We start from the raw sequence: 18,279 nt of genomic DNA on the forward strand, positions 1-18,279 counted from the left end.
CGAAAGCCCTTATTATGGTCGTTTAGCCCGTTGTTCGGCCGTTGCGAGGTTGAGTTGAACGACAACGACGTCGCTGACCCGCTTGAGTCCGGAGAGACAGAGGTGGCTCTGAGCGAGCTGCTGGCACGGGTTCGGACCGAGAAACTTCCGCCTCCTCTCCGCTCGCAGTGGTCACTTCCCTTCGATCAGTTGGCGCCCCCAACGTTTGAACGCCTTGTCGCTGAGACTGTCTGGCTCGTCGACGGGTTGAACTGCATCCGCATCTACGGTCGACCAGGTCAGGATCAGGGTGGGCTCGACTTGATCGGCTATCAGGGCACGGATCTACACGTGTACCAGGTTCGTCGCATCAACAACCTCACCGCTACTGAACTACGCAAGGCCGTCACGGATTTCACTGACCCCATACGGTCCAATCGGTCCAAGGCCAAGAAGCCGGGTCGCCGGGTCGACGCGCAACGGTTTGTTCTTGTCACTGCCTGCACCGTGAAGGACACAGCGGTGGAGGATGAGCTACGTAACCTGAAGCGAACATTTGCAGGCGACCTCGAGATCGACCTATACGACGGCCAAGAGCTGTTCCGCAAGCTCCACAACCGAGGATCGTTGATCCACGGCATCTTCGGCCCTGAATGGGCGAAGGCCGTGTGTGGTCATGAACCATCGGCGAAGCCAACGACGCCAGACGGACGCGCCTTGCTGAACGATCCTGTGGAGATGCTCGGCTTCGGAGAGCTGCGCGGTCGCGCAGAAGCACTCGATGCTCAAGCTCCACACGCAGCTGCTGAGCTCTTCGGCGAGCTAAGCAAAGCGTTGAGCGACAAAGGGTTCGTCGCCTACGGACGAGCCTGGAAGGCACGTGAGCGGGACGCGTTGCGAGCCGCCGGCGACCACGCTGGGGCATTCGCAGTCGCCATGGATCTCCTTCTCGAACTATACGAAGCGGGTCAGCACATCCGCAGTGAAGTCAACCTGGCTGGTGTGCTCGCTGAATCGCTAGACCCTACCGCCGGCGCCGCGGCGCTCGTTGCGGCTGCACTCAACGATTGGCCCGAGCAGGGCTACGACCTGGCGCCCGTGGCGGACGCGCTGAAGACACTCGCCGAGGCGAATCACGACCTCGCCGGGCGACTGACACTCGCAGTAGCCGAACAGATCGTTACCGACGATGACCCCGCTGACGACTTCGCCGTCCTGCTCGATGTTGCCGGCGCAGTAGTCGGGCGAATGTCTGGGCAGCTTCGTACACGGCTTGAGTGCTGCATCGCCGACCTCAAGGTCCATGGCGGCGAAGATCCGGTCGAGATGTTCGCGGACCTGACACGCCAGGCTCACGGTGGCTGGTTGCCTGAACCGATCGGTGCTCTCGCCCTGCGCAGGGCCGCACACGCACTAGCGTTCGCGGGACCTCCACAACAGGCGATCGAAGCGTATCGTCGCGCCGTTATCGAGGCTGCTCACGCTGATCATGGTGGAGACACACGAGATGCGTTGCGTTCCATCGCTTTCCTCTCGGACACGCTCGACACACGTCAAGATCCGATGCGCTCGGCTCGAGCGATCGGCACGCGCACGCGCCTTCTACCCGGTTCAGACGACGCAGCCCTCGCGACGCTGGACGCGCTCGTTGACGGACAGTTGCCTGATGCGCATCGCGCGGCACATCACTGGGTACGTCATGAACGCATCTCCGGCTCGTTGCTTGATGAAGTGCTAGCGCGCAAGCGATATGGCAAGGTCTTCGCCGATGCCGACATGCCGGCTCACGCGGTGCGACAGTTCGTACTCGCGGGAGCTCGCAAGGAAGCCGTCGCGGCGGCTAGTACTGCCTCAGAACCGCTCGACGTGTCCCGGTATCTCACAGTGCGCTTTCCGGTCTGGGTCCATGCTTCCGCGGCTGCTGTCTGTGCTGAGCAAGCTGATCTGATCCCAGACGACCGCGCGGCGGACACAGCGTCGCTGCTCGTGACCATCATCGACGCTGAGTCGCCGCGGAGTTTCTTCAGTCCCGACCCGGTTAAGTACGCGGTGGGTGCGCTAGGGGCACTTGGTCACCGCCTTCCCACAGACGTGGCTCAACATCTGCTACCCAAGATGCTGAGCCTCGTGCCGCGAGAACCTGGACACTACCGGTTCATCGATGCCGAGATGCTTGCCTTCTTCTCGGCCTGCGCAGAGAAAGCCGAAGACGACGTCGCTGTCCCGGCCGTTAAGGCGCTGGTTGAATGTGCGCGGCAGAAGATCCATCGCGCTGATCGACACCTCTACAACCTGAACGTTCGGCGCAGTGAGGTGCTTGAGCTAGTCAAAGAGCAGGCTCGTTCAGGCGAGGCCGCGGCAGTTCATGTGCTTGCGGCATGGGAGCAGTGCACCGATGAAGTTGTGGCAGCAGCACGAGAAGCATGCAACGGAATACTTAGCCACCCCGTCGGACAAGAGCGCAACAGTTGGGAAATCGGTGACGGAGCGTCGTACGGTGCGCTGTTGCTGCACACGGCCCTTGCTTCTGTGCAGGATGAGCAAGGCTCAGAACTGATCGATCTCAGAGACCAAGTTATTGATCACCTCACAGCATGGGCTGAAGACGATCGCGACATCGCCAGTAGCCGAATGGCAGCGCTCAACGCCTTGCGTGTTCTACACGATCGGGTTCCGGACGAGATCCGCCGTGAGCTCTGCCGACGGCTCATCGCTCTGCACGACACCCCTGACCTCAACCAGCACGATCTGTTTGACCAGCAGTCATTGCACCCACTGAGCAGGTTCCGGATCGACGCCGGAAGCGAGCACCTAGCCGCAGAAGCGCTGCTCACCGCCGCCTTCTACACCGATGATCCAGAAACCGCCGAAGCAATCCACCAGCGCCTTCAACCTGCCCGCGTAACAGCCTTGCCAAACCGGACGGACGCCATGCTGCGCGGCAAGACCCTCGTCCAGGTCAATCGCGTGTTCCCAATCGCACTTGGCTTGCTTGCGATGCACCCGGCTCCTGGGATCCGACAGGCAGCCGCAGTATGTTGGGCGAACCAAGACGAACGAGACCCAGGCCTCGCCTCGATTTTCGCTGCCGACTCCGACCGCGGTGTACGGCGCAACCTCGCTGACTGCCTAGCTCGCATCAACAACGAGCCCCACTTCCGCAACCTCGAAGCAGTGCTTGATCAGCTGAAGAAAGATCCGAGTGCCATCGTACGCAGAGCAACCAACGAAGCCAGGTAGCCGTGATCGTTATCGGTGGCTCGGCTGACGCCCGCGGTCATCAGGCACCCCCTCCCGTCCGCCGATTCCGCGACACCTCGACCGTCACGGAAACCACCAGCTCACGCCGAGGACGGTCACGTACAGATGCTGTCTGAACCGCCCTGGGGGCACCTTCAGCATCTACACAAGATCGACTCTTGCTCCCCCGGCGTGTGGATGCTGTCTGAACCGCCCCAGGGATTCGAACCTGCGCAGACCTTGGCAACGTCGAGAACTGCACCATGATCACCAGACATAGTGATCCCTCGCGCTGGCGAGTAGGTCGAAGTAGGCGAGCGACTCTTGCGGGCGAAGTACGGTCATCAGCCAGGTACGTCAACCGTCCGATTCAGGCGTCTTGCGGGATAGTCGTCGCATTTCAAGTCAGTACGGCACAGCTTGGCTACATGCGCCACTTCGAGGTGCCGGCTGGCCTCTCCCCTCAGCGGGCAGCATGCCGCCGTTCGGTTGGCTACCGATCACGCCGATTTGCACCTGTTGACGCTTGTTCAGCACAGTTCGGCAAGTTCACCCGTTCGTGACGACCCCATTTGGCGTTAGTCGAACCGAAGGAGGCAGCAGCTCCGGTTTCGCTCCTTCATCGGCCTGTCGATCATAAAATTGATGATCAAGCGAAGATCGTTACAAGCGTGCAAAAAGCCCGCTGGCCTGGGCTTTCACCCAGAATCAGCGGGCTGATCCAGACCGTCGGGACGACAGGATTTGAACCTGCGCCCCCTTGATCCCCCAGTCGTGGAACGACTGAGCGGCATGCTCCGGCCTGTTCTTCCAGATCAGCCTCAAGTGTAACGGGGCGAGTAAAGGAGTGCCGCGGGCGGCGGGGCCTAACACACCCGGCCCAGCGGTTCGCCGGCCGCCTTACCCCAGGCCTCGGCAAAGTCCGTCGAGGCAATACTCGGGCTAGTGCCTCCAGCCGCGCTAGTCCAACACTGTTGCCGCGGCTTTACCCCTCCCAGTTGACTTCCACTCCCAGCCCGCCACCAGCTATCCGAACCTAGGCGTGAGCCCCTGCTTCGGCATAGGCACGGAGGAACAGGTCGACGCCGGACTCGACAACGTCGGCAACCTCGGCACCGGTGAGCTCCCGCTGCCCGAACGCCGACTGCTGATGTGCCTCGCCCAGCAGGAGCCCACGCAGCTGCCGCGCCGCGCGGTCGAGATCAGGGATCCGTAGCTCGGGTATCCGCGCCAGGTGCTCAGCGACCTCGCGCAGCACCACCCCGCGGTCGGCGTCGAGCAGAGCCGCGGCCAGCTCCGGGCTGTTCCGGGCCCCCGCGACCATCTGCGACCGCAGTGTGGCCGGCCCCTCGCAGAACAGCAGCCGGATCCACCGGCGTCCGAACGCCGTCAGACGCTCCCGCACATCACCGGAAGCACCCAACGTCTCCGCGAGGACGTCGGAGAACTCGCTCGACAGCGGGTCCAACGCACCCTGGAACACCGCCGTGACCAGTGCGTTCTTGTCTTCGAAGTGGTTGTAGATCGTCTGCTTGACCACTCCGGCTTCCGCTGCGATCGCGTCGAGCGACGCGTGGGCGAAGCCTTCTCGGACGAACACCTGAGCGGCCGCATCGAGGATCTGGCGGCGCTTCGACGGTCGCCCTCGAACCGCAGTGGTCATGCGCGCTCCCAGGGGCTGGCATTAATTAGACCCATGGTCTAACCTACGTTTCTAGACCCGAAGTCTAACCCAGGAGAGCACGATGACGACACTCGACGAGCGCGCCGCCACCGGTGCCCAGGCCGAGGAGGCGCGCAGCCCGCTCGGCTGGCTCTGCACGGTGCTCGTGCTCGGCAGCATCCCGGTGCTGCTCGACGGCACGATCGTCAACATCGCCATCCGCGACCTCGCCCACGAGTTCGGCAGCTCGCTCGCGACCATCCAGTGGGTGACCACCGGCTACCTGCTGGCGCTGTCCGTCGTGATCCCGCTGAGCGGCTGGGCGATGGAGCGCTTCGGCGCCAAGCAGATGTGGCTCTGGTCGCAGGCCCTGTTCCTCACCGGCTCGGTCCTGGGCGGCCTGGCGTGGTCCACGACCAGCCTCGTCGTCTTCCGGACCGTTCAGGGCCTCGGTGGCGGACTTATGCTGCCGGTGGCGCAGGCGATCCTCGCGCAGGCGGCCGGGCCGCAGCGGATCGGCAAGATGATGGCGATCGTGTCCATCCCGGCGATGCTGTCGCCAGTGCTCGGGCCGGTGCTCGGCGGGCTGATCATCGACTACGCGAACTGGCGCTGGATCTTCTTCATCAACATCCCGATCACGCTGGTCGCGATGGCGTTGTCCGCGGTCAAGATGGCGCCCACGGCCAAGTCCGGGTCGTCCAAGCTCGATGTCGTGGGTCTGCTGCTGATCTCGCCGGGGCTCGGCCTGCTGATGTTCGGGCTCGGTGAGACCAGCGCGCTGCCCACGATCGCGGGTGTACTGCTGCTTGTGGCGTTCGCCGTCAAGTCGCTGCGCACCGACCAGCCGCTGATCGACCTGCGGCTGTTTCGCAACCGGACGTTCGCCGCGGCGACGATCACCTCCGCGGGACTGAACGCGATCGTGTTCGGCGCGCTGATCCTGTTGCCGCTGTACTTCCAGGCGGTGCGCGGCGAGAGCGTGCTGAGCGCGGGTCTGCTGCTCGCGCCGCAGGGGGTCGGCTTTGTCGTCGCGTCGGTGTTCGCGAGCAAGCTCACGTACCGGATCACGCCGGTCGGAATCGTGATCGCCGTGGCGGCCACGATCCCGTTCGCGCTGGCCGGTCCGGACACCAACGCCGCGCTGCTCGCGGTCACGTTGTTCGTGCGCGGGTTCGGCATCGCGCTGGCGAACGTGCCGGCCATGGCGGCGCCGTACACCGCGCTCGGCCAGGCGGCGATCCCCCGTGCCACCAGCGCGCTGAACATCTTCCAGCGCGTCGGCGGTTCGGCGGGCACGGCACTGCTGGCCGTCGTGCTGCAGCAACAGATCGCGGCGACGGTGCCGGGGTCCGGTGGCTCACTCACCGCCGCGACCGGGAACACCGCGGGTCTGGCGCAGGCGTTCGACCACGCCTTCTGGTGGGCGGTCGTGCTGACGGGGCTGACGATGCTTCCGGCGTTGTTCCTGCTCCGCAAGGAGAAGGCCACCGCATAACGCGGTCATGTGACGCGCGGACCGAGCACCCCCCTCGGTCCGCGCGTAGCCGTTTCGGTACCCCAGACCGGTAGGCGGTTGCGCGCCAACGCGCACCGCCTTCGAGGCTTATCCGGCGGGAAATCCGCTGCGAGGCTCGACGTGCGGGGACAGGTCACCAACACACGTCCGGCGTCGGAAGGCCCCTGTCCCGACACCGCCTACCGATGCCGGGAAACCTCCAGGACGGAACATGACGCTCAGGTTCGGTGCATTCGTCTCCCCGCTCCACCCGCCGGGCGAGGACCCGACACTGTCGCTCGACCGCGACCTCGAACTGGCCCAGCACCTCGACCGCCTCGGCTTCGCCGAGTACTGGGTCGGCGAACATCACTCCAGCGGCTGGGGCACCGTGCTGTCGCCCGAGCTCTTCGTCGCGACGGCCGCCGAACGCACCCGCCACATCCGCATCGGCACCGGTGTCGTCAGCCTGCCGTACCACAACCCCTACATGGTCGCCTCGCGCTTCGTGCAGCTCGACCACCTGACCCGCGGGCGCGCGATGTTCGGTATGGGCGCGGGGTCCTCGCCCGCCGACATGTACATGATCGGCGTCGATCCGGCGGAGACGCGCCGCATGACGGCCGAAGCGTTGCAGGCCGTGCACCACCTGATGACGTCCGACGAGCCCCTGACGATGGAGACCGACTGGTTCACGCTCAACGAGGCGTCGCTGCAGTTGCGCCCGTACTCGAGCGCGCCGGACCTCGCGATCTCCAGCGCGCGCACGCCGAACAGCATGCGGCTGGCGGGCAGGTACGGCATCAGCCCGATCTCGTTCGGCGCGCCGATCCCCGGCATGCCACGCGTCGACCTGGCCGCGCAGTGGCGGCACGCCGAGGAGGGCGCGGCCGAGCACGGGAACAACATCGGCCGTTCGTCGTGGCGCATCACCATGCCGATGCACGTGGCCGAGACCACGCAGGAGGCCATGGACGACGTCCGCGCCGGCCTCAAGGACGTCGCGCACGGCTACTTCCGCGACACGCTCGGCATCCCGGTGAACTTGGCGGGCAAGGACATCGAGGACATCGTGGCGGACGGCGACGCAATCGTCGGCTCGGTCGACGACTGCGTCATCGCCATCCAGCGCCTGCTGGAGGAGACCGGCGGCTTCGGCACGCTGCTCGTGACGGTCCGCGACTGGACGTCGTGGGAGAAGACGTTGCGCAGCTTCGACCTGCTCGCCCGCTACGTCGCGCCGCACTTCTCCGGCTCCACCGCGCGCGTGCATCGGTCGAGCGACTGGGTGAAGAGCAAGCAGTCCCACTTCGTCGCCCAGGCCAAGGCTGCGAAGGCGAGCGCCTGACCGCACAACGGAAAGGGCCGAGGCGGTTCGCCTCGGCCCTTTGGCGTTCCAAAGGACTCAGTGACCCATGCCGAGCCCGCCGTCGACGGGGATAACGGCACCGGTCACGTAGGACGCCGACGCGAGCCACGTGACGGCGGAGGCGATCTCCTCCGGCGACGCGGATCGGCGCAACGGAACCTCGGACACGATCTGCGCCTTGCGCGCATCGGACAGCTTGTCGGTCATGTCCGTGTCGACCAGACCGGGCGCGACGACGTTCACGGTGATGTTGCGCGGACCGAGCTCGCGCGCCAGCGACCGGGCGAAACCGACGAGGCCCGCCTTGCTGGCGGCGTAATTGGCCTGTCCCTCGGATCCGCGCAGGCCGGCGACGGACGACACGAAGACGATGCTGCCGGCACGGGCGCGGACCATGTCCGGCACCGCGGCCTTGGCGGTGCGGTAGGCGCCACCGAGGTTGGTGTCCAGGACGCGGTGGAACTTGTCCTCGTCCATGCGCAGCAACAGCGTGTCCTCGGTGATGCCTGCGTTCGCGACCACCACGGACACCGGGCCGTGTACCTCGGACGCCTCGGCGAACGCGGCGGCGACCTGGTCCGGATCCGTGACGTCGCACTTGATGCCCAGCAGGCCGTCCGGAGCGCCGGAACCGCGGTGCGTCACCGCGACCTTGTCGCCCGCCGCGGCGAACGCCCGCGCGATCGCGAGCCCGATGCCCCGGTTGCCGCCGGTGACCAGAACAGAGCGTGTCATGACCAATCCTTCTTGAGAGACGAGTAACCGCCCTGGTGGAACAGCAGCGGTTCGCGGTCCACAGTGGACGAGTGCAGAGCCGCGACCCGGCCGAGGAACAGCACGTGGTCTCCACCGGGGTACTGGCGGTAGGTCTCGCACTCCAGGGACACCACAGCGTCGCGCACCAGGGCGACACCCGTGTCACCGACCAACGACCCCAGTACGTCCTGCGCGGCGTGGCCGGTCGGCCGGTCGCGCCGCGCGAACAGGTCGGACAGCGGCCGCTGGTCGGCGGCGAGCACGTTGACCGCGAACCCGCCGGTAGACTCGATCGCGCCGCGCAGGCGGCCGGACTCCCCGATGCTGATCAGCACCAGCATCGGGTCGAGCGAGATCGACACCACCGCGTTGGCGGTCATGGCCACGGTCGCCGCGTCACGGCCCGCGGTGAGCACCGCTACGCCGGTTGGGAACATGCCCATCGCGCGCCGGAACGCCACGGTGTCGGGAGACTTCTCGAAAACCGGTGCGGACATCGGGGATTCCCTTCAGCGCTTGTGCACCGCGCAGGTCATGCGCGCGCTGGACGTCAGCCGCCCGCGCGCGTCGGTGATGCGGATGTCGTACGTGGCAACGCGATCGCCCTCGTGCAACGGGGTGCACACGCCGGTCACGACGCCGCCGCGGGCGGGCCGGTGGTGCGTGCAGGTCAGTTCGAGGCCCGCGACCGCGCCGTCCGGCGCCACGTGCAGCGCCGCCGCCACCGAGCCGAGCGTCTCGGCCAGCACGGCGTTCGCGCCGCCGTGCAGCCAGCCGAACGGCTGCCGGTTGCCCTCGACGGGCATGGTGGCGACCAGGCGTTCCGGGTCCCACGACGTGATCTCGATGCCCATGCGCGTCGTCAACTGATCTGCGTACACACCGTCCAAAGCGGACAGAATCGTCTGTGGAATCGTCACGCCGTCACCACCGTCGCGGTCGCGGTGTGCTCGGCGGGCGGCTGAACGGCCAGGCCGGTCGCCGCGGCGGCGACCCGTTGCGTCGGCGCCAGCTCCACCTCGACGAGCAACACCCGGTCGATGTCGCCCTCGGCCAGCATGTCCTGTGCCATCTCGGCGGCCTGCGACTCGCCGAACACCGAGATGCAGCAGATCGGGCCGGTGATCCCGTGCTCGCGTGTGACGTAGCCGAGGATCGACGTCGGCACGGATTGGTAGAACAGCAAGGGGTTGTGCACCTGCCCGGCGAGCTGCCGCCGGCTGGCGGTGTCCGTCGTGGTCGAGTCGCCGAACGTCGTGGCCAGCAGCACGCCGGTGCGTTCGCCGACCACCTCGTGGTGTTCGAGGCACTCGTCCACCACGGCCTTCACCAGCGGGCTGAACTGCGACTCGATGAATCCGGGCACGGGTGGCGCATCCCCGGTGCGGGTCACGCTCGTCATGGACGCTCCAGGAGGATCGCGGTGTTGAGGCCGCCGAACGCGGCGTTGACCGACAGCACGGTCCGCACGGACTGCTCGCGCGGCGCGTTCGGAATCCAGTCGAGGTCGCACGCGGGGTCGGCCACGTCGTACCCGGCCGTCGGCGGCAGCACGCCGTCACGCAGCGCCAGCAACGAGATCACCGCCTCGACCGCGCCCGCGCCTTCCAGCATGTGACCGGTGGTGCTCTTGGTCGAGCTGATCGGGATGCTCGGGGCCGCGCTGCCGAGAACCTTGTGCAGCGCCACGGTCTCCGTGCTGTCGTTGATCTTCGTGCCGGTGCCGTGCGCGTTGATGTAGCCGATGTCGGACGGCGCCTTGCCGGACCGCCGCAGCGCGCCTTCGATGGCCGCGGTGAGGCCCTTGCCCTCGGGATCGGGCTGGCACACGTGGTACGCGTCGGACGCCATGCCCCACCCGGCGACCCGTGCGAGCGGTTCGCCACCACGGGCACGCACCCGGTCGGCCGACTCCAGCACGAGTGCCGCGGCCCCGTCACCCAGCAGCAGACCGCTGCGGGTTCCGGAGAACGGCCGGATGCGCCCGTCCTTGGCGAACGCGCGCCCGGAGTCGAAGTTCGCAAAGCTCTCCCGCTCCACGAGGTACGCCCCCGCACACACCGCCACGTCGAGCTTGCCGCGCTGGATCAGCCGGGCCGCGTGCAGGATCGCGTTCGCCGACGCCACACAGGCGTTGACGAACGCGATCCGCGGACCGGTCTGTGCCAGCTCCTGGGCCAGCAGCTCCGCCAGGCGTGCGGGCACGCTGTGGTCCACGCCCGCGGTCTCGCCGTCACGCCAGAACCGTTGCACCGGAAGGTGATCGCCCTGGGTTCCGACGAACACGCCCGCCTTGTCGCTGCCGGCGCCGGCCATCTCGAGCGCCGCTTCCGAGACCCGCCGCAATGCGGCCAGCTGCCCCGGCGCCTCACCGGGGAACGCGGCGGCGTGCTTGCCGCGGAACGGGGTGGTGTCGAACCGGTCGACCGGCCCGAACGCGTGCTCGCCCGCGAACACCCCGTCCCGCAGCGCGTCCGTCCCGAAGCCGTGCGCCGTGAAGATGCCGTACCCGGTGACGAAGACGTCGTTCATCGCGCCTTGGCCAGGTACTCGTGGATCCGGGCGACCGTCGTCAGCTCGGCGGCGGCCTCCTCGTCGAACTCGATCTCGAGGCCGTACTGCTCGGTGAGCTGGTGCTGGAACCACACCAGCGACAGCGAGTCGAGCACGACCTCGGCGTCGTCGGGCACATCGGTGCCCTCGGCCAGGATCTTGCTGCTCACCAGCAGCGCCTTGACGGCCTCGATGTCCAACGGCCGCAGGCCCTTCACGGTCGCGACGAGGCCACCGACGGTGCCGGTCGCCAGGTCGTCGATCACGTCGTCGGGCAGGCCGATGCCGTACTCGCGCTCGATGGCGACGGTCAGCTCGACCATCGTCAGCGACTCGAGCTCCAGGCCAGCGGGGCCGAGCGGCGTGTCCGGGCCGGTGCCGTCGGGCAACGGCATGTTCAGCGTGTCGCGGACGACGCCGAGGATGAACGAGGTCACGGAGTCGTTCTCAACAGTTGTCACGTCAGGTCCTCTGGTTCGTGTCAGGTGGTGGCGTCGACGACGCCGGGGATGTCGCGCACGGGGTCGGTCTCCGCGAGGTAGTCCACGCCCGGCACGCCGAACCCGTGCAGTGCCAGCGATTCCCGCAGGTAGCCGTCGAGGTCGCCGAGCAGGGCGAGGTTCGACGAGTCCACGAGCTCCCAGCGCCGGCGCAGGTCCGCCTGCACCTCGGGCAGCAGCTCGCGGTCGTCGAGCCGGATGCGGCGTTCCTCGTCGGTGCGCAGCGGGCCGGGGCCGTACAGGAACCCGGCGAGCAGGCGGTGTGCCTGGTCGACCAGGTTCTCGGCCAGCCCACGGTCGCGGGTCACCTTGGACAGCAACAGCGTGTACAGCGCCGGGAACGGCATGACGCGCGACGCCTGCGTGATCAACGCACGCGCGGCCACGGCGTGTGCGCGCCCGCCGGTGCCGGTGAGTCGATCGTCGAGCAGCCGGGCGGTCGCCTCCAGGTGTTCCTTGGCGCGGCCCAGAGTGCCGAGACGGTAGGTCTCGGCCAGGAACTCCCCGCCCACGTAGGTGAACGCGACGGTGTCGGCACCGGGTGCGAGCACGTCGCCGTCCTGCAACGCCGTGATCCACCGGGCCCAGTCGTCGCCGCCCATGACGGCGACGGTCTGCGCGATCTCGGGGTCGGTGGCGGCCGGCATGGTCGCCACCCGCACCTCGCCGGTGTCGGCGTCGAACGACTTGTCGGTGTACGGCGTGCCGATCGTCTTGATCGACGACCGGTGCACGTGGCCGGTCACCGGGTCCGTTCTGGTCGGTGCGGCGAGGCTGTAGACCACGAGGTCGACCTGACCGAGGGTGGACCGGATCAGCGACACGGTCTCGGCCTTGGTGCGGTCGGCGAACGCGTCGCCGATCACCGTCCGTCCGAAGTGGCCGGACGCGGCCAGTTCCTCCTCGAGCGCCGCACTGTTGTACCAGCCGGCGGTGCCGGTGCGGCCCGGTGTGCCGGGCCGTTCCAGGCAGACGCCGATGGTGGACGCGCCGCCACCGAAGGCGGCGGCGATCCGGGTCGACAGGCCGAGGCCGGCCGACGAGCCGATGACCAGCACCCGCGCCGGGCCGTTGAACGTGCCCAGCACCTTCACCTGGTCGATCGCCTGCCGCACGCGCTCGGCGCAGCCGTCGGGGTGCGCGGTCACGCAGACCGCGCGCCGCAGCACGGGTTCGACGATCATCGAGCCACCCCTAGGAGCTCGGCGTTGCGCAGCAGCTTGCCGTTGGCCGTCCGCGGCAACGCGGGCAGCACGGTGAACCGCTTGGGGATCTTGTAGTTGCTCAGCCTGGTGCGGCAGAACGCCGCCAGGTCGGATACGCACACACCGTCGGGCGAACCGACGTGCGCCTCGATGCCCTCGCCGTGCACGACGACCACCTCGGCGACCGCGGGATGCTCGGCGAGCACCGCCTCGATCTCGGTCAGGTCGACCTTCAGCCCGCCGATCGCGACGAGTGAGTCAGCGCGGCCGGTGACCGAGAGGACGTCGCCGTCCAGCGTGCACAGGTCGAACGAGCGCAGCCAGCCGTCGGCGAACCGCACCTTCTCGTCCTGCTGCAGGTACGGCGTCGCCGGCAGACCGATCCGAAGCTCACCGTCCACAACGGACACCGGTACGCCGGGCGCGGGCCGGCCGACCGCGGGCAGCGGGAACTCTCCCGCGAGGTCGGTGGCGATGATGCCCACCTCGGTCATGCCGTACGCCTGCCCGATGCGCACCCCGTACCGGTCCAGGAACCGTTGGTGCACCTCGGCCGTGAGCCGCTCGCCACCGCTGACGGCCAGCCTCAGCGACGGCAGCGCCGGCACGTGACGGGCCCGGCTGAGCAGATCGAAGTGGAACGGCACGCCGAAGACCGCGTTGATCTCCTGGTCGACCAGCGTGCGCAGCAACGCCTCCGGCTGCAGCTTGGGCGTGAACACCGTGGTGGCGCCCGAGTTCAGCCCGTGCAACAGCCCGCCGACGAGGCCGAACGAGTGGATCGTCGAGTTGAGCAGCAGCACGCGCTCGCCGCGGCGGGGCATGCCGTCGATGAGCGAGAACCGGTCGATCTCGGCCAGCAACGACTCCGCCGTCCGCCCGATGACCTTGGGGCGTCCCGTCGAGCCCGAGCTGAGCTGCACCAGCCGGTGCTCGCTCTCCGCATCCCGCCCGTCGCGTCGCCACTCGACGAACACCTCGTACTCGTTGCGGAACGAGGTGACCGCCGTCGGCGGGTCGAGCGAACGGACGTAGTACGCGGGACGGCAGAGCTTCAGCATCCGCTCCACCTCGTCCGGCTTGAGCCGGTGGTCGAGCAGCAGCACCTGCGCGCCGAGCGACCAGAGCGCGAGCAGCGCCCAGACGCTCGTGAAGCTCGGCGGCAGGCGCAGGGCGACGGTGCTGCCGGGACCGATGCCGTGCGAGGCGAAGATGAGCGCTTCGGCCGTGACCTGTTCACGCACGGCTCGCCGGGTGATCACGTGCTCGCCGTGCACCAGCACGGCGTCGTGGTCGTCGCCGGCCAGCAGGTGCTCACCCCACCACGACAGCTGGGTTTCGATTGTCGTCACCCTTCATCCCTCCGGTTCTCCCTCGTCTCAGGTCACTTCTCGACGCAGTACTCCGCGACCGGCCAGCCGACGTGGCGCTTGTCTGTGGCGAGGTAACCCAGCAGCTGGTCGCCGGCCTTGAGCTCGGTGACGTTGAGGACAGCGGCGCCCGGCCCGAGGACGCGGACGTGCCAGTCGTCCTGGACGGTCAGGCTGACCTCGGTGCCGTTCTCGGCGACGGCCCTGATGGTGAGCAGCGGACGCGACTCGAGCTTCACGCGGCCCACTACGACGCGGCGGGTGCGGCCATCGGCGCCGACGGCCAGGATCGCGGAACCTGCCTTCAGCTCGCTCAGGTAGTTGGTCCGGTTCTCCACGCCCATCGTGTACGAGTGCAGCGCGCCGGCGTTGACGCGGAACGGCCGTGTCGGCATGTACGGCAGCGGGTGCGTCTCGCTGACGCACAGCACGAAGCCCGAGGCGTAGGAACCGACGAGGATGCCCTCGTCCTTCTCGAAGTGCGTGCAGGTGTCGACGCACACGCGGTCGCCCAGACCGTTGTGCTCGATCGACCGCACGGTCAGCGTGCTCAGCTCCAGCGGCTTGGTGGAACCGCGCAGCAGGTCGGCGAACGCGAAGACGTCGTTGGCGTCCTTGGGCGCCAGCATGACGCCGTCCGAGCCCTTCTCCAGGACGTCGAGAATGATGCCGGCCTCTTCGAGGTCGTTCGCCTGGCAGATCAGCTGGCCCGGCGTCTTGTCGGCCGCCGCGATCACGATCTCCAGCGGGATCTTGGTGGGGTCGCGGAACTGCACGACGGTGGTCGGCAGCTCGATGGCGGCGGCGCACGCCAGCTTCAGCGTCGGGTCGTCGATCACCTCGACGAACGCGGCGGACGACGAGACGTCGCCGTTCGCGTCCAGGCGCAGCCGGTCGAGGTCGTCGGACTGGGCGAGCCTGGTCAGGACGACGTCCTGCGCACCGCTGTCCACAGTGGAGCCCGCTACGGGCAGCAGGACACGCTTGACCGTGGGCGGCAGCGCGGCCAGGGCGGTGGCGTTGTCATCGACGACGCCCTCGATCTTCGCGTGCAGCGCCGCCTCGACGATGGCGTCCCGCACCTGGGGTGCGACGCCGCGGAGGTCGATCCATCCGAACTTCACCTGGTACCTGCCAATACTTGTGCCGAAAGGGAAATGGAACTCGCCGGAGCGAGCATCTTGTGTCCACTGTGGATGATCGAGGCGAGCTGCCGGACCGTCTGGTAGGGGTCGGGGTCGTTGAAGACGCGCCGGCCGACCGCGAGTCCCGCACAGCCGGCGGCCATGACGTCCTCGGCGTATGCGGTGATGTCACCGCTGCCCGCGGGACCTCCCGCGACGAGGACGGGGACCGGGCTGCTCGCGACCACGTCGGCGAGCGCGTCGACCGGGGTGGACCAGGTCGTCTTGACCAGGTCGGCGCCGAGGTCGGCGGCGATGTTCACGACATGCGCGATCAACGCCGGGTCGTGCGGGTCGCTGATCCGCGGGCCGCGTGGGTAGGCCATGGCCATCAACGGCATGCCCCATCGGTCGCAGGCCCCGGCGACGGCGCCGAGGTCGGCGAGCTGGGCGGCCTCGGTGTCCGAGCCGACGTTGACCTGCACGCTGACCGCGTCCGCGCCGAGACGCAACGCGTCTTCCACCGCGCCGACCATGACCTTGGCGTTCGCATCCCGCGCCAGACCCGTGCTGGCGTTGAGGTGCACGACCAGCGCCGTGTTCCGCAGCACCGACGGGTCGAGGTTGCGGGCCCGGCCCTTGTGCACGACGACCGCGTCCGCGCCGCCCTCGGCGACCTCGCGGACGAGCTCATGGAACCTGTGCTCCGCCGCGATCGGACCGTCCGCGACGGAGTGGTCGAGAGGAACGACCAGGAATCGGCCGTCCGACCGCCTGCTGAGTCTGGTCAAGCGCAGCGCTTTGCCGGAGGACGAACTCGACATCGCTGAACTCCTTTCGTGGAGGTTGCCATCACGATCGGCGTTTCCAGCGCGTTGTCCAAGACCCGTTCCACCTGGTCGAGACGAGTGACCGGAATGGGTTGCGGGGCCTACACCTTCGTCTAGGACCGTCGGGTCTTGGGGACGCACCTGCGGGCTTGCCAGCATCTGGTCATTCCATTTCCGGGTTTGAGGAGCAGATGCATGCCTGAGAACACGACGTGCGTTGTGGGCGCGGGACCTGCAGGTTTACTGCTCGCGCTGCTGCTCGGCAGGCGCGGGCACCGCGTTGTCGTGCTGGAGCGCAACACCCGGCTGGACGGCCCGTCGCCGGGCGCGCAGTCCCCGGTCATCCAGCCCGCGACATTGCAGATGCTGGCGAAGCTGGACCTGCTCGACGCGGTGCGCGCCGAATCGGGCGAAATCCGTTCCGGCGACGTGCACCAGAACGGCAACCGGGTCGGCGGATATGCCTACACCGACATTCCCGGCTCGCCGCTGCCCTATTCACTGACCATTTCCGTGCGGGCTTTGCGGCGTGAGCTCGTGCGCGCCGTCTCGGAACTGCCGTCGGTCGAGATCGTGCTCGGCGCGACCGTCACGGGCCTCACCGACGACGGCGATCGCTACGCGTTGACCTACGACGTTCCCGACGGCGCACGGACGTTGCGGCCGGACTTCATCGTCGGCAGCGACGGCAAGTTCTCCACGTTGCGCGGTCTCGCGGAGATCCCGACCGAGGTCTTCACCTACGACAAGGGTTATCTCGACTTCCTGATCACCGCGCCGTCCGACTGGGGCCCGCGCCTCGGTATGCACTTCGCCGACGGCAACTACGTCCTGGCCTCCCCCGCGCCCGGCGGCGAGCTGCGCATCGCGTGGATCACCACCGAGCAGCGCGTCGACGAGGTGCTCGCCGGCTCGCCGGACGACCTGGCGAAGGTCATCGGCACGATCGCCCCGGCGTTGGCGGACACCCTGGCCGAACAGCTGAACGGCAAACAGTGGGACGAGGTCGGCCACCGCCACGTGCAGCACCACATGGTCCGCCCGGACTGCTGGCTGCGGCGCAACCTCGTGCTGCTGGGCGACTCCGCGCACGGCCTGCACGCGTTCGGCGGCCAGGGCCTCAACACCGGCCTGCAGGACGCGGCGCTGCTGGCCGTCGGCATCTCGCACGCCTTCCGGGACGGCACCGTCGCACGTCTCGAAGAGCTGATCGGGCTGCGCAAGCCGTTCATGGACGCTTTCCAGGACGTGCAACGGGAAACGCTGACCGGTCAGCGCCGCGACTCGCCACCGGACCTGCCCACCCTCGCACTCGGTCAGGCCGAGCTGCGCGACGTGTGGAGCTCGATTCCGGAGGGCATCGCATGAAGCTCGACCACTACCTGGACCGCATCGGCCACACCGGCCCAGTCGAGCCGACGCTGGAGTGCTTACGCGCCTTGGCTTCCGCGCACCTGCGCGCGGTGCCGTACGAGATGCTCGACTCGGTCGAAGCCACCCGGCCGAAGCTGGACCTGCCCGACGTGTACGACCGGCTCGTCGGCGAACGGCGGGGCGGCAACTGCATGGAGGCAGCACCGCTCCTCGCGCACTTCCTGCGCGAGATCGGTTTCTCCGTCGAACTGGTGTCCGCGCAGATCTGGCGGATCAACGGCGAGTGGGCGCCCGCGTGGGACCACTTGCTGCTGATCGTGTCGATCGGCGGCGAGCGCTGGCTGGTGGACGTGAGCTTCCTGGCCGTCACGGTATTCGAGCCGATGCGGATCGGAGCCGGCGTCGCCGAGCACCGCGGCTGGCGGTTCAAGCTGGTCGAGGAGGACGGCTTCACCACGTTGTGGCGGGCAGGCGCGGACGGCAAGTGGAACCGCGTGTACCGCTACGAGGACAGGCCGGTCGAGGACCTGGGCTTCACCTGGATCGTCGACTACCACCTGAGCACCGAGGCGTCCCCGCTGACCGGCAACGTGTTGTGCTCGCGCACCACGCCGACCGGCAAGGTGATCATCATGCGGGACAACGTGTTCCGCGCCACCGAGGGCACCCAGGAGATCGACTTCCTGTCCACGCGCGAAGAAGCGCGAAGTGCCTTCGCCGAGGTCTTCCACGGCCACGAGCACCTGGTCGAGCGCGCCGTGACGACCTGGGAACGCACGCGCCGCAACAACTCCAACCCGCTGCCGAGGATTGGCTGA

The 18,279-nt window shown here is 67.9% G+C and carries 16 protein-coding genes; 5 read left to right on the forward strand and 11 right to left on the reverse strand.

Going from position 1 to position 18,279, the window contains the following annotated elements; genetic code table 11:
* Positions 1 to 54 precede the first annotated feature (54 nt).
* Complete coding sequence (locus QSK35_RS21815; RefSeq protein WP_285749061.1) at positions 55 to 3,219, forward strand: type 2 periplasmic-binding domain-containing protein; 3,165 nt, start codon at positions 55 to 57, stop codon at positions 3,217 to 3,219.
* Between the two features lie 1,036 nt (positions 3,220 to 4,255).
* Here QSK35_RS21815 and QSK35_RS21820 read toward each other — a convergent pair.
* Entirely contained in the window at positions 4,256 to 4,882 is a 627-nt protein-coding gene (locus tag QSK35_RS21820; protein ID WP_285749063.1) for a TetR/AcrR family transcriptional regulator, read from the reverse strand.
* 82 nt (positions 4,883 to 4,964) lie between these two features.
* On the opposite strand from QSK35_RS21820, the gene QSK35_RS21825 reads away from it, so the two are divergent.
* Both QSK35_RS21825 and QSK35_RS21830 read left to right on the forward strand, forming a co-directional pair.
* On the forward strand, positions 4,965 to 6,380 hold the full coding sequence (locus QSK35_RS21825) for an MDR family MFS transporter (RefSeq protein ID WP_285749065.1): 1,416 nt from the start codon (positions 4,965 to 4,967) through the stop codon (positions 6,378 to 6,380).
* A 232-nt stretch (positions 6,381 to 6,612) separates the two neighbouring features.
* On the forward strand, positions 6,613 to 7,728 hold the full coding sequence (locus QSK35_RS21830; protein WP_285749067.1) for an LLM class flavin-dependent oxidoreductase: 1,116 nt from the start codon (positions 6,613 to 6,615) through the stop codon (positions 7,726 to 7,728).
* Positions 7,729 to 7,785: 57 nt separating this feature from the next.
* Here QSK35_RS21830 and fabG read toward each other — a convergent pair whose 3' ends face one another.
* The 10 genes from fabG to QSK35_RS21880 all read right to left on the reverse strand — a co-directional run bounded on the left by fabG (position 7,786) and on the right by QSK35_RS21880 (position 16,081).
* On the reverse strand, positions 7,786 to 8,484 hold the full coding sequence (gene fabG / locus QSK35_RS21835) for a 3-oxoacyl-ACP reductase FabG (RefSeq protein WP_285749069.1): 699 nt from the start codon (positions 8,482 to 8,484) through the stop codon (positions 7,786 to 7,788).
* Positions 8,481 to 9,002, reverse strand: coding sequence for a flavin reductase family protein (locus tag QSK35_RS21840; protein WP_285749070.1), 522 nt, complete (start codon positions 9,000 to 9,002; stop codon positions 8,481 to 8,483). The genes fabG and QSK35_RS21840 overlap by 4 nt, the downstream gene beginning before the upstream one ends.
* Before the next feature lie 12 nt (positions 9,003 to 9,014).
* The gene (locus tag QSK35_RS21845; RefSeq protein ID WP_502881700.1) at positions 9,015 to 9,359 is read right to left on the reverse strand and encodes a PaaI family thioesterase; all 345 of its coding nucleotides are present in this window, start codon (positions 9,357 to 9,359) and stop codon (positions 9,015 to 9,017) included.
* A gap of 62 nt (positions 9,360 to 9,421) precedes the next feature.
* Positions 9,422 to 9,907, reverse strand: a complete 486-nt coding sequence (locus QSK35_RS21850) for a hypothetical protein (protein WP_285749072.1) — start codon at positions 9,905 to 9,907, stop codon at positions 9,422 to 9,424.
* Positions 9,904 to 11,037: a beta-ketoacyl-[acyl-carrier-protein] synthase family protein gene (locus QSK35_RS21855; RefSeq protein WP_285749074.1), complete on the reverse strand. Its 1,134-nt coding sequence runs from the start codon at positions 11,035 to 11,037 to the stop codon at positions 9,904 to 9,906. The genes QSK35_RS21850 and QSK35_RS21855 overlap by 4 nt, the downstream gene beginning before the upstream one ends.
* Positions 11,034 to 11,519, reverse strand: a complete 486-nt coding sequence (locus QSK35_RS21860) for an acyl carrier protein (protein ID WP_285749076.1) — start codon at positions 11,517 to 11,519, stop codon at positions 11,034 to 11,036. Before QSK35_RS21860 ends, QSK35_RS21855 begins: the two co-directional genes overlap by 4 nt.
* A 20-nt stretch (positions 11,520 to 11,539) precedes the next feature.
* Positions 11,540 to 12,742 (reverse strand): enoyl-ACP reductase FabV, encoded by a 1,203-nt coding sequence (gene fabV, locus QSK35_RS21865; RefSeq protein ID WP_285749078.1) that lies wholly within the window; start codon positions 12,740 to 12,742, stop codon positions 11,540 to 11,542.
* A complete protein-coding gene (locus QSK35_RS21870; RefSeq protein ID WP_285749080.1) occupies positions 12,739 to 14,115 on the reverse strand; it encodes a class I adenylate-forming enzyme family protein in 1,377 nt (458 codons plus the stop codon). The genes fabV and QSK35_RS21870 overlap by 4 nt, the downstream gene beginning before the upstream one ends.
* Before the next feature lie 32 nt (positions 14,116 to 14,147).
* Positions 14,148 to 15,257 (reverse strand): 3-dehydroquinate synthase II family protein, encoded by a 1,110-nt coding sequence (locus QSK35_RS21875; RefSeq protein ID WP_285749082.1) that lies wholly within the window; start codon positions 15,255 to 15,257, stop codon positions 14,148 to 14,150.
* Positions 15,254 to 16,081, reverse strand: coding sequence for a 2-amino-3,7-dideoxy-D-threo-hept-6-ulosonate synthase (locus QSK35_RS21880; RefSeq protein ID WP_285749084.1), 828 nt, complete (start codon positions 16,079 to 16,081; stop codon positions 15,254 to 15,256). The genes QSK35_RS21875 and QSK35_RS21880 overlap by 4 nt, the downstream gene beginning before the upstream one ends.
* 201 nt (positions 16,082 to 16,282) lie before the next feature.
* On the opposite strand from QSK35_RS21880, the gene QSK35_RS21885 reads away from it, so the two are divergent.
* Together QSK35_RS21885 and QSK35_RS21890 are read left to right on the forward strand one after the other, a co-directional pair.
* Complete coding sequence (locus tag QSK35_RS21885; protein WP_285749087.1) at positions 16,283 to 17,455, forward strand: FAD-dependent oxidoreductase; 1,173 nt, start codon at positions 16,283 to 16,285, stop codon at positions 17,453 to 17,455.
* Positions 17,452 to 18,279 carry an arylamine N-acetyltransferase family protein gene (locus QSK35_RS21890; RefSeq protein ID WP_285749089.1) on the forward strand — a complete coding sequence of 276 codons (828 nt, stop codon included), beginning with the start codon at positions 17,452 to 17,454 and terminating at the stop codon, positions 18,277 to 18,279. The genes QSK35_RS21885 and QSK35_RS21890 overlap by 4 nt, the downstream gene beginning before the upstream one ends.

It is taken from the genome of Lentzea sp. NBRC 105346 (genome assembly GCF_030269605.1).
Classification (GTDB): Bacteria; Actinomycetota; Actinomycetes; order Mycobacteriales; family Pseudonocardiaceae; genus Lentzea.

Coding starts and splice junctions, on each gene's coding strand:
- QSK35_RS21845 (WP_502881700.1), bottom strand. CDS start 9,359: ATGGGCATCGAGATCACGTCGTGGGACCCGGAACGCCTGGTCGCCACC.
- QSK35_RS21880 (WP_285749084.1), bottom strand. CDS start 16,081: ATGTCGAGTTCGTCCTCCGGCAAAGCGCTGCGCTTGACCAGACTCAGC.
- QSK35_RS21890 (WP_285749089.1), top strand. CDS start 17,452: ATGAAGCTCGACCACTACCTGGACCGCATCGGCCACACCGGCCCAGTC.
- fabG (WP_285749069.1), bottom strand. CDS start 8,484: ATGACACGCTCTGTTCTGGTCACCGGCGGCAACCGGGGCATCGGGCTC.
- QSK35_RS21855 (WP_285749074.1), bottom strand. CDS start 11,037: ATGAACGACGTCTTCGTCACCGGGTACGGCATCTTCACGGCGCACGGC.
- QSK35_RS21825 (WP_285749065.1), top strand. CDS start 4,965: ATGACGACACTCGACGAGCGCGCCGCCACCGGTGCCCAGGCCGAGGAG.
- fabV (WP_285749078.1), bottom strand. CDS start 12,742: ATGATCGTCGAACCCGTGCTGCGGCGCGCGGTCTGCGTGACCGCGCAC.
- QSK35_RS21840 (WP_285749070.1), bottom strand. CDS start 9,002: ATGTCCGCACCGGTTTTCGAGAAGTCTCCCGACACCGTGGCGTTCCGG.
- QSK35_RS21830 (WP_285749067.1), top strand. CDS start 6,613: ATGACGCTCAGGTTCGGTGCATTCGTCTCCCCGCTCCACCCGCCGGGC.
- QSK35_RS21885 (WP_285749087.1), top strand. CDS start 16,283: ATGCCTGAGAACACGACGTGCGTTGTGGGCGCGGGACCTGCAGGTTTA.
- QSK35_RS21820 (WP_285749063.1), bottom strand. CDS start 4,882: ATGACCACTGCGGTTCGAGGGCGACCGTCGAAGCGCCGCCAGATCCTC.
- QSK35_RS21850 (WP_285749072.1), bottom strand. CDS start 9,907: ATGACGAGCGTGACCCGCACCGGGGATGCGCCACCCGTGCCCGGATTC.